11 protein-coding genes are annotated in these 11536 nt (G+C 34.0%); all 11 read right to left on the bottom strand.

Annotated features, from left to right (window positions below; genetic code table 11):
* Positions 1-205: 205 nt before the first annotated feature.
* Positions 206-379: a hypothetical protein gene (locus tag ACW2QF_RS08450; RefSeq protein ID WP_455715562.1), complete on the bottom strand. Its 174-nt coding sequence runs from the start codon at positions 377-379 to the stop codon at positions 206-208.
* A gap of 1 nt (position 380) precedes the next feature.
* Positions 381-1226 carry a hypothetical protein gene (locus ACW2QF_RS08455; RefSeq protein ID WP_455715563.1) on the bottom strand — a complete coding sequence of 282 codons (846 nt, stop codon included), beginning with the start codon at positions 1224-1226 and terminating at the stop codon, positions 381-383.
* 354 nt (positions 1227-1580) lie between these two features.
* A complete protein-coding gene (locus ACW2QF_RS08460) occupies positions 1581-2552 on the bottom strand; it encodes an RluA family pseudouridine synthase (protein WP_455715564.1) in 972 nt (323 codons plus the stop codon).
* 93 nt (positions 2553-2645) lie between these two features.
* Positions 2646-3293: a hypothetical protein gene (locus ACW2QF_RS08465; protein WP_455715565.1), complete on the bottom strand. Its 648-nt coding sequence runs from the start codon at positions 3291-3293 to the stop codon at positions 2646-2648.
* Positions 3294-3315: 22 nt separating this feature from the next.
* Positions 3316-5265, bottom strand: coding sequence for a YgiQ family radical SAM protein (locus ACW2QF_RS08470; protein WP_455715566.1), 1950 nt, complete (start codon positions 5263-5265; stop codon positions 3316-3318).
* Between the two features lie 45 nt (positions 5266-5310).
* Positions 5311-5979, bottom strand: coding sequence for an HAD family hydrolase (locus tag ACW2QF_RS08475; RefSeq protein WP_455715567.1), 669 nt, complete (start codon positions 5977-5979; stop codon positions 5311-5313).
* A gap of 34 nt (positions 5980-6013) precedes the next feature.
* Positions 6014-6727 carry a pseudouridine synthase gene (locus ACW2QF_RS08480; RefSeq protein WP_455715568.1) on the bottom strand — a complete coding sequence of 238 codons (714 nt, stop codon included), beginning with the start codon at positions 6725-6727 and terminating at the stop codon, positions 6014-6016.
* On the bottom strand, positions 6727-8199 hold the full coding sequence (locus ACW2QF_RS08485) for an RsmF rRNA methyltransferase first C-terminal domain-containing protein (protein WP_455715569.1): 1473 nt from the start codon (positions 8197-8199) through the stop codon (positions 6727-6729). The genes ACW2QF_RS08480 and ACW2QF_RS08485 overlap by 1 nt, the downstream gene beginning before the upstream one ends.
* Positions 8200-8233: 34 nt before the next feature.
* Positions 8234-9037 carry a GTP pyrophosphokinase gene (locus ACW2QF_RS08490; RefSeq protein WP_455715570.1) on the bottom strand — a complete coding sequence of 268 codons (804 nt, stop codon included), beginning with the start codon at positions 9035-9037 and terminating at the stop codon, positions 8234-8236.
* A 103-nt stretch (positions 9038-9140) separates the two neighbouring features.
* The gene (locus ACW2QF_RS08495; protein WP_455715571.1) at positions 9141-10016 is read right to left on the bottom strand and encodes a M23 family metallopeptidase; all 876 of its coding nucleotides are present in this window, start codon (positions 10014-10016) and stop codon (positions 9141-9143) included.
* A gap of 234 nt (positions 10017-10250) precedes the next feature.
* Positions 10251-11536 (bottom strand): LCP family protein (locus ACW2QF_RS08500; RefSeq protein WP_455715572.1); only part of this gene is annotated, 1286 nt, incomplete at its 5' end.

Consider the following 11536-nt stretch of genomic DNA (forward strand, 5'->3'; position numbering starts at 1 on the left):
ATTCATGGACGATTCCTTTTCCTTGGGATTTAACCTGTTCATACTCAACGATAAATCGAGTAGGAATCACTATACTGACCGCATTTTCTCTTTTTATGAATCCATTTAGATTCATACATTGACTCATATCCTTGATCAAAGAACCACCTCAACTATTTGCTATTATTATAATATTCTTAACAAATATAATGGTTCCAATACAAAATTAACGTTTATTATATGTATACATATGCCGATTTCTTAATTTGTCAACCACACTAGTACCAATTGCAGTTGGTATGTAACTATCCATAACAAACTCCTTGTTTACCTCTTTAGATTCCCCGTTTTCTCTCGGTTGCAGACTCCCAAATAAGTTTTCTAATCTTCTCTTATCCATGTCAATCACCTCTTTCCTTTAGCGTCAACATAACATATTTGGAATATAGTGCTTCGAACGATTTCACATATGCGTAAATTAATTCCCCAATCTTAATGTCATACAATGGCCCTAGCCTTACTATTATATAAACATTCGGATTCTTCGTATACTCATGAAATGGTGCAAGTTTATACTTAATATGTATAGTATCTTCCACTTTAAGAATTCCATACTTATCAAGTTCATACACAATCTTATGTATTCTTCCCATTGATAAAGAATCCTCATTATTAAGATATTGTGTATAATCCGTTTCCGTCAGCGCTTGAATAATAACATCATCATGATTTTCAGACAAAGGAAGTAAAATTCTTCCCAAAATGTCTACATAATCTGCATAAGGTAATAATTCATCTACATACCCTTGGTAATACAAGTATTGGACTATTTCATCCAATGCGCCCAACTGCTTACATATACTACTAACCATATCCGTATTGGTTTCTAATGCTGCCAATCCATCATTTGTTACTATACGTTCTAATTCCACTCCACCTTTCCCTATATTCTTAATGCTATATTGTTGTATTATGATTTGATAAATCAAGATTCCTAATACAATAAATATAATAAAATTAACAAGAAATATGTACTGCCCTTGGTCAATCCCTAAGATATTCGTTTTGTATGTTAGCTCAAAATTGTTGCAATTCAACGAATAATATAATACAAATAATATGAATGCAAAGGCCCAATAAATGTATATTATGTAACGTCTTTTCTTATTCGGTTTAATCATAAATCGGGACATATCAATTACAAAACTTATTGCCACAACGATTCCAAGTACAAGTAAACAGGCCATCAAACACAACACAGATGGAAAGCTTTTAATATCAATAATACTAGCTCCTATTATACTCCCTATAATTAAGCCTAATAGTAAAAATAGTAATTTTCCCCATATAGAGTGAATAAATTTGCTTATTCTTCTAATACAATCACCTTCAATATTATATTCTAATAATAGCAAAGAGACTAATGCCCATACTCTATATCTATATGCACACAGTCTCTTCTTAAGTATATTAATTTATTTAATGTAAATTACTATTACTATTTCGGCTATTGTATTTACCTATTTTACTACATTTATACTATACATCATTTTTTTCGTTCTGTATAGTCTTTTTTCATAGAGTCAAGCTGATTAAATAATCTAAAATAATTCATTAACTATTTTTTCGAATAACACAGGTCTTATTGATATAAATTCTTTTCCAGATAAATTACTACATGATCCTTCTATCTTAGGAAATCGTAAACTATATGCATGCAGCAACTGATTTTCTAAGGAAAATTGTTTCTTCATCTGTTCATTTACACTACGGTTTCCATATTTGTAATCACCGATAATTGGATGACCAATACTTTGTAGATGAGCACGAATCTGATGTGTTTTACCAGTTATCAATTTCACTTGCAACAAGGTATATGCCCCATTTGTTTTAAGTGGCACATATTCTGTTGCAATCTTATCAGCTCCTTCTACCATATGATTTGTAATCGAAACTTTATTAGTTTTTTCATCTTTATATAGATAACCTTCGATTCTTTGTTGTTCATCCACTTTTCCTTTTACAATACAATGATAATACTTATCAATGGTACGGTCTTTAAAAAGTTTTGCCATGGTCTGCAATCCAATTAACGTTTTACCTGCCACCACAAGGCCGCTGGTATTACGATCAAGACGATTGCAAATTGAAGGTTTGAAACTTCTTAATTCTTCTTTTGTCAATTGCTTACTTTGTAATAGGTAGGCAATTATACATTCTACCAAAGAGACGTCATCCTTGTCTGCTTTCTGTGATAACATACCTACTTCTTTGTTGATTAATAGAATGTTCTCATCTTCATAGATAATATGAAGCTCTTCTTTGGTATCGACTTCGACTTCATCTATCGATACTTCGCTAAACTTGGCAATAGTTTCATCCGCTAAGAATAGTTTAATCTCATCATTTTCAACTAGTTTTTCACTACCATCCGCTTTCTTTCCATTCAAAGTAATATTCTTCTTACGAAGCATCTTATACAGGAAACTCTTAGGAGCTTTATTTAGGTATTTGACAAGTAACTTATCAAGTCTTTGATTTGCCTCGTTTTTCGATACAATTATACTTTGCATTCTTATTTACTCCATTTGTTTAATCTCTTACTAATAGTTCCCATTCTCTTTTCTAGTTTATCCATACAAATTAATCAAACCAAATTAATCTACCTAAACGGTCAAAGTCTTTATTAAACTAGCAATTTGATTCTGTATGTCACTACTTAAATTCTCATTATTTTGATTGCTTTCATTTTGATTATTTTCTTTTTTTACGGTTTCATTTCGATCTATCTCATTATAGACTTTCATCTTCTCTTTAGAGGTCCCAAGTGTCTTTGCAACCGATAGATATTTACTAAAATCAGTTAGCACCTTTACCTCATAATTATAACCTTGATTCTTTATCGTTCTTGTTAGATATGTCTGAATATATGAGATGTCTTGTCCTTCCTTACCTAACAGTGCGGTTACAAGATGGTCATCAATAATGGCGCAATCCAGGTTCATCACTTTATCAGGAGAAGTAATAACTAAATCAGATAACATTGTAACACTTGGAGATAGTACCTTACATACCTGTTCGTATTTCTTATCATCCATAGTACGATAAGGTGCAACTACAATATAACCAACCAAAAGCTTAGCACCTGGCAACACTAATAAGATTGCAAGTATAGTGAACACATTGTTTTTCGAATTGTCATTCAAAAGATATCCTACAACAAATATAATTATGATTACTAAAGCAATAATTATGGTATCTCTTAACTGTTTATTCTTTCTGTACTTAATATACCCGTGTGTCCCCTTATCCACGTATCTTCCTCCTTAATCCAGTTTATTTCTTTGCTTTGTGGACATTACGAATGGCTTTCTTTTTCTTTGGCTTTCCACTTGTTCCCTTTCCGAAGCTAGTATTCTTAGGATTACCTGTACTCTTTCCTCTGCCTTGTCCATTCTGCCCGCTTTGACTATATTGTCCTTGTCGATCATTTCTCGGACGAATTAAGCAATTTTTATCAAATCCTACTAAATCCATACGTCCAGCTTTTTGTAATGCCTCTACCACTAAATCATAATTCTTTGGATTACGGTACTGAATTAATGCACGTTGCATTGCCTTCTCGTGTGGATTCTTTGGTACATAGACTTTCTCCATAGTTCTTGGATCTAATTCTGTATAGTACATACAGGTTGAGATGGTCGATGGAGTTGGATAAAAATCTTGCACCTGTTCAGGCATATATCCAAGGTCTCTTAGATATTCCGCAAGTTCTACCGCTTCTTTCAATGTAGAACCTGGGTGTGAGGACATAAGATAAGGAACTACGAATTGTTTCTTACCTACTTCTTCATTTGTTTTCTTATATGCTTTGATAAATCTTTCATATACGTCATTAGAAGGTTTTCCCATTAATTTTAGTACATTATCACTAATGTGTTCTGGGGCTACTTTTAATTGACCACTAACATGATGTTCACATAGCTCCTTCATGAATGTACGGTCTTTATCATGAATAAGGTAATCAAAACGAATACCAGAACGTATAAATACCTTCTTCACGTTTAGTAGTTCTCTTAATTTTTTAAGTAAATTCAAATAATCCGAATGATCTATCTTAAGATTCTTACAAGGTGCCGGGAATAGACACTGCTTATTCACACATACACCTTTTGTCTTTTGTTTCTCACAAGCAGTATGTCTGAAGTTAGCAGTTGGACCACCTACATCATTGATATATCCCTTGAAATCCTTATCCCATATTAAATGATTCGCCTCTTGTAGAATGGATTCGTGACTTCTCGTTTGAATCATTCTACCTTGGTGGAATGTTAAGGCACAGAAACTACAACCTCCAAAACAGCCACGATTACTTACTAAACTAAACTTTAATTCTTCAATAGCTGGGATTCCACCTTGTTCTTCATAACTTGGATGATAATCACGCATATATGGTAATGCATATACTCGATCCATCTCCGCTTGGGTAAGTGGTTTGGCAGGTGGATTTTGAATTACATATTCATTTTCTTTATATTTCTCAATTAGAGGTTTTGCAGTAAATGGGTCTGTATTACAGTACTGTTTGTAGAAACTTTTTGCAAATTCCTCTTTACTTGCCAGTATGCTTTGGTAATCTGGTAACAGTATCGCATCATAGACAGAGTCAAGATTCTTAGCTTTATATACAGTTCCTGGAATGAATGTAATATCAGAAATTGCAATACCACTAGCTAATGCGTCTGCAATTCCAACAATAGAACGTTCGCCCATACCATAAGATATAATATCAGCACCTGAATCAAGAAGAACGGAGCGTTTTACCTTATCACTCCAATAGTCATAATGTGCGAGTCTTCTAAGACTTGCTTCAATACCTCCTGTAACAATTGGAATGTCCTTGTATACTTTACGGATCAGATTACAATACACAATCGTCGCACGATCTGGTCGTTTCCCCATAACACCACCTGGGGAATAGGCATCTACCTTACGGTGTTTCTTCGCAACGGTATAATGATTTACCATAGTATCCATATTACCTGCACTTACTAAAAAGCCTAGACGCGGTTTACCAAGTATCTGAATACTCTCTTCGTCTTTCCAGTCTGGTTGTGCAATGATTCCAACTTGATATCCATTAGCTTCAAGAATCCTACTAATAATAGCAGGACCAAAAGAAGGATGGTCTACATAAGCATCCCCTATTACATAGACGAAATCTAATTGCTCTATTCCCCTTTTCTTCATATCCTCTTTGGATATTGGTAAATAATCTCTTATCATGAATATACCTTTCTATATATAACATTTCATATGCATTCTTAAATCTTATGCAAGCTTCTCAACTTTATTTTCAAAAATATCAAAGTACGTATCAATATAATAATCAGCAAGTTCTCGTTTTCTATCTATATCGTCTTCTGAATATGGATCAAATACCGTACACACACACATTCCAGCACGCTTACCAGCAAGTATCCCTAGTGCTAAGTCTTCAAAAACTAGGCAACTTTTTGGATTTACTTGCAAATCATCTGCTACTAAAAGGTAGATATCTGGAGCTGGTTTTCCTTTTTTCGCTTCACACGAAGTACGTACAGAATCAAAATAATCTGTTATATTAAGACTTCTTAAAACATGCTCTACTAATTCTTTGGAATTACTAGTAGCAATACCTGTTTTAATTCCTCTTTCACGTAATTCTTCAAGGAATTCAATAACACCTTTCTTAAGAGGTACTTCATTCCCGTATTTGTCCCACGCCATTTGATTCCATTCTTTCTTAATCATATCTATGGGATCTGGTAACTGAAAACGCTCTTTAAAATACTGTGCAGTCTCAGAAAAACTCATTCCCTCTATTGCTTGTTGTAAATCATCTGGCACATCAAGATCAAATTTACTTAAGTACTCCACATCAATCTCTTTCCACATCCACATGGAATCTACTAAGGTACCATCTAAATCAAATATAACTGCTTCTATATTGTTTAACATTATTCTCTCCTTTTTTTGCTTGTATCCATCTCGATTACTTCAACAAAACAAGCTCTTCATCTGTCACCATACGATATTCCCCTGGTTTCAGAGACTCATCAAGTTTCAAAGTTCCCATGGATAGTCGTTTAAGATACACGACCTTTTTTCCTACTGCTTCAAACATTCTTTTAACTTGATGAAATTTACCTTCTTGTATAATTAATGTAATCTCACTTAGCTCACCTTGTGACAATATGTTTAATTTAGCAGGCATTGCTAAGAAATCTTCGTCCACTTGTAGCCCTTTTTCAAAAGCTTCTACATCTTCATTCGTAACAACACCTTCCACTTTTGCATAGTACTCTTTATCTACATGTTTTTTGGGACTTAGTAAAGAGTGTGCTAAATCTCCATCATTGGTAATCAAAAGTAAGCCTTCTGTATCTTTATCTAATCTTCCCACTGGGAATAAATCTTTTCTCTTAGATGTTGTAATTAAATCGATAACCGTCTTTGTATGCTTGTCTTCCGTTGCAGATAACACGCCAGCAGGTTTATTTAGCATATAGTACTCATATTGTACATAGGTGATATCTCTACCATCGAAGCAAACCAAATCAGAGCCTATTATAATTTTACGATTCGGATCTACCACAACTTCATTATTTACTTGCACTCTTCTTTTTTTGATGATTACCTTTACTTCACTTCGAGTTCCTACTCCCATGTCTGCCAAATATTTATCTAAACGCATTAATTCCTTCATTACATCCATCTCCAGCCAGCAAGATATTTGTTCTTCATGCCATTATTACTACATTTTGCCCAACCGAGAGGATACCCGTCTACGCATACTAAGAACCAAGTATTCTTCTTTTTCTGCTCTAGTAGAATACCATAACAGTTTTGCAAATCTTCCCTTCCAGCTCTCTTAGCTGCAATTAGTGTATCATATTCATCTCTATCTTTACAAGTTCTATAATTATCCGAAATATCAAGTGTTTCACATTTGAGATACTTAATAGCATCAGGATGATCACTAAAGATATTCAATATATTCGTATAATCGTTAGATTTCAAAGCATTAGCAAGTGCTTGGCTTGGCTCAAAACGATTTTTCTTCATATCTCCAAGATATAAACCTAAACGAAGGATTCGAAGTCCTTTCACGTTAGGAAGTCCTTCTGGTAAATAATATAATCGTTCATCACGAAGTTCGAATCGATTTGGATCAAAATCCATGTCTAGTTGATCTAAGAATTCCACCGCTTCATCTGACAATTTCACTTTCGAATAACGATATCCTTCATAAGAAGTAGATTCTACATCAGCACTTTTTCTTAACAGCACAACAAAATGGCCTTCACCCTCTACCTTATGAGGCCATACACGAATACAATTTTTAAGTTGATCATCGTCACTATTAATCCATTCTGGATGTCCATAGCCCAATCCCTCTACACGATCGACTAGCTCTACCGTGAAGCCTTCTCTATTCTCTAATAGATAACGAATGGTTCCCTCATTCTCTTCTGGTGAGAATGTACATGTGGAATACACCATGTAACCGCCTGGCTTTAACATATCAGCAGCATACAGAATAATATTCTTCTGTAAGTTATTATAATATTCTACTCCATACTGTTCCCAGTTCTTCATAATGGAAGGATCTTTACGAAACATTCCTTCTCCAGAACATGGAGCATCCACAAGAATTTTATCAAAATATCCTGGAAAATATTTTACTAAGTTAGCAGGGTCTTCACTGATGATAACAGGATTACGCACACCGAATAATTCAATATTCTTAAGTAATGCTTTTGCTCTTGAGTTACTGATATCATTAGAAACCATTACTCCTGTACCTCCAAGTTTCGCTGCTAACTCTGTACTCTTACCACCTGGTGCAGCACATACATCTAGTACCTTATCACCTGGTTCTATTGGAAGTAGTGCTGCTGGAAGCATTGCACTCGGTTCTTGGATGTAGTATAAACCAGCATGATAATAAGGATGCTTTGCTGGTTGATTCTTTCCATCATAGTAATAACCATTGGTTGTCCAAGGAATAGGGGTTATCTCACAAGGACTTATTGCTTCGAAATCCTCCCCTCTTAACTTTAGACGATTTACACGTAAACCTGTTTTATATTTATCCTCATAACTGTTTTTAAATGCTTCAAATTCTTCTCCTAACAGTTCTTTCATTCTATCTTCAAATTTCTTCGGTAATGCCACAATAACTCCTAACCGTCTGCCTTTACAGACTATCTTAATTCAAACTTTGTGCTCGATATCCTTCTGATATGATATCCAATTCTTTATTAAAACGTTCTAGCTCTTCCAAATTCCCACTTTGGTAAATACGTAAAAATTCATCCTGAATCTTCACTACTTCTCTTTGATTTGCTACTTTATATAAATTCTGTATATTATTCAAGATATCTGATACAACACTCGCTTTAATTCGGAACGAATTCTGTGCATCCATTATTTCATCTCTTACAGATGACATCTCTTGGTCTAATATAATAATTGCTTCTGAAGCTTTCCACAACCGATCTTTAATATGTTGCGGCATATTATGCTTATATTTATACTGTAAAGAATGTTCAATTGTAGCCCAAAAATTCATAGCGAGGGTTCTAATCTGAATCTCCGCTTGTAAACGTTTGGGACCTTGTAAGGTCTGAACTGTGTAATAGATAATCAAGTGATAGCTACGATATCCACTCTCTTTCTTATGATCAATATAGTCTTTCACTGACTTAATCTGCATATCGTTTCTTAACCTAATTAATTCTACTACTTTATCTATATCTTCTACAAATTGGCAGATAATACGAATCCCTGCAATATCTTCGATTTCTTCTTCTATATTTTCAAGCGGTATCTTTTTTTTCTGCGCTTTTTCTAAGATACTAGAAATCTTCTTAACTCTACCATTTACTTGTTCAATAGGCGAGTACTCACCTGCATTGCCATATTCAGCGATGATATGGTTAAACTTAACCACTAATTCATCGACCGCCAAGACATATGGATCTAGTATTTCCCTCCATAATTGTATCTCCATAGACCTCACCTTGCCTTTCTTCTCCTAAATTTAATTATAACACAAAAGTAATAATCTTACCTCATCTTTTTATCTTATTTAAACACAATTAGCACAGTTTTCTCTATGTGCCATATTCGTAGGACAACTTATATTGATCTAAATATTTTAGTATATAATATGGATTTACGCTAGTTTCTTTGTCACCCTCCATGTAATATATACCAAAATGTAAATGAACGTCAAAATTCCCTGTTGTACCTTCTACTTTACTATAACCCGTATCGCCCATAAACCCCAAAAATTGTCCTGCACAAACTTGATCGCCAATCTCTAAATCAGGTGCATAAGAATACATATGTGCATAATAAAAATAAGCTCCACTCTTACTACGGATTCCTATACGGTAACCACCTTGTTCTAACCAACCCTGGTTTTCAACAACTCCATCGGAAACGCTTACAATAGGATAGATTCCACGTTTATTTTCATTTGCCATAATATCTGTCCCCTCGTGTTTTCGCTCTCCACCATATGTCCTAGCATTCCCCCACGAATTTTCATAACTAACAAGATACTTTTTTTCTAGATCACATGGCACAGGAAAATACTGTATATCCGATAATATTATCTTGTATCTTTCATACAGTTTATTATATAGATCTGATTCATGGATTTTTCTAACCATAGTCTCTGACAGCTTTTTAAACTTGAAGAGATTATTGTTCTTACACATATAAGAATTTATTATCATAGATAATGTTATATTCTCTATCTTATCGTTATGATTCTTATCCTCTTCAGACAAAAGCAGGTTTAGCGAATCCTCTTCGAACTCCATACTTCGAAAAAGTTCCATATCCACATCAAGAGTATGTAACTTACGAATCATATTTTTATAAGAAACCATCGTATTTATAGAATTAAGTAGAAATATAGAATTAATTGCCATAACTAGTATACTCGCAACAATCAGAATTTTGCCTTTATTTCTCTTCATTACTCACCCTGTCCTTTCCACTTACATGGTATTATATGTACATTACAATAATTTAGAACAGTGAGAAATATAACATCAAAAAAACAACTTTTTGTAGCTGTTTACCATATGTGAACATGTATTTGTGTTCATAAACTGGCTTTAGCGCAAAAAAGTTGTTATTTTGCTTGTGTGTGAAAATATTAAGTTTTAATACTATATTGCTTTCTTAATTTTGTGACAGACTCTCATACCTTAAGGCTGAGTACTTGTTGGATTTGAAGTACCAGATGAATAATTTGCACTATTTGTACTAGTACTATTCGTGCTGGTACCATTTGTACCTGTACCATTGATATTTGTTCCATCATCAGTATCTGTGGTTACATTCCCTTCTTCACCGAAGATAAATGTGTGTAACGCATCTATGTTATCTTGTAGACTGTTAGGTAACAATACAGACATTCCTCTTACACTACTATTGGTATATGCATTATCAACAGGTAGACGCATTGTCTCAAGATCTGTTACACCAAGTGTTACTACCGTTGTCAAATAATCCATAATTGTAGACTTATCAATATCTGTAGTAACAAGTGGTAAGATATCATACAAGATGGTAACCAGCTCTGTTAATGATTTTGACTTATATTTCTCAAAGATTGCATTCAAAACAGTTCTTTGTCTTGAAGTTCGTCCAAAATCATCTCTTTCTGATTCTGTCTTAACATAACGTATTCTTGAGTATCCAAGTGCTTGATTGCCATTGAGGGTCTGTGTCCCCGCAACAACTTTACGATAAATCGGATTTGATATATAATTTGTACGATTTAGATAAGCTGCTTCGCTTGCGCTTAGTGTAATCTCTACACCACCTAGACGATTGATAATTTCTTCAAACCCACTAAAATCCACAAGCACTGACCCATCTAATTCAATATCAAAATTCTCTTCAATTGTTTGCTTTAATAATGGCATTCCACCATTATGATAAGCTGCATTTAACTTATTATCGCTATAGCCTGGTATAGCTACATATAAATCTCTCATAATAGAAGTTAATTTTAATGCTTTTTGTTTGACATTAATAGTAGCAATCATCATACTATCAGTGCGGCCTCTTGACGAACCATCATTAATTGATTCTTCACCAACCAACAGAATATTAATGACATCCTGATCTGTTCGCGATGAACCTTCACTGTTCAAATTAATACTGTTTGGATCCACTACATCAAGACCATCTACATTGTCTTGATCAAATTCTTCTGCTAAACGCTGCGTATCACTCCAGTCTGTATAATTGATACGATCGAGGAAGCGACTTGCTGCATACATACCACCCACAGACACAACCATCACAATTGTAAACACAATAGTTAAAATCTTGAGCCATTTTGGAAATCTACCTTTTTTCTTAGTATCCGTTAAATCTTCTTCGTTCTCAATTTCATAAGGTTCTGCATTACTTAACATATCATCAAAATCCTGACTTATTTGGTTTGCCAATGAACTTGTTATATCATTTAACATATCCTTAT

It is taken from the genome of Anaerosporobacter sp., assembly GCF_965301125.1.

Bases quoted from the DNA above. Each gene is read 5' to 3' on its own strand.
- ACW2QF_RS08450 (WP_455715562.1), bottom strand. From the start codon at position 379: ATGGATAAGAGAAGATTAGAAAACTTATTTGGGAGTCTGCAACCGAGA.
- ACW2QF_RS08455 (WP_455715563.1), bottom strand. From the start codon at position 1,226: ATGGCCTGTTTACTTGTACTTGGAATCGTTGTGGCAATAAGTTTTGTA.
- ACW2QF_RS08460 (WP_455715564.1), bottom strand. From the start codon at position 2,552: ATGCAAAGTATAATTGTATCGAAAAACGAGGCAAATCAAAGACTTGAT.
- ACW2QF_RS08470 (WP_455715566.1), bottom strand. From the start codon at position 5,265: ATGATAAGAGATTATTTACCAATATCCAAAGAGGATATGAAGAAAAGG.
- ACW2QF_RS08475 (WP_455715567.1), bottom strand. From the start codon at position 5,979: ATGTTAAACAATATAGAAGCAGTTATATTTGATTTAGATGGTACCTTA.
- ACW2QF_RS08480 (WP_455715568.1), bottom strand. From the start codon at position 6,727: ATGAAGGAATTAATGCGTTTAGATAAATATTTGGCAGACATGGGAGTA.
- ACW2QF_RS08490 (WP_455715570.1), bottom strand. From the start codon at position 9,037: ATGGAGATACAATTATGGAGGGAAATACTAGATCCATATGTCTTGGCG.
- ACW2QF_RS08495 (WP_455715571.1), bottom strand. From the start codon at position 10,016: ATGAAGAGAAATAAAGGCAAAATTCTGATTGTTGCGAGTATACTAGTT.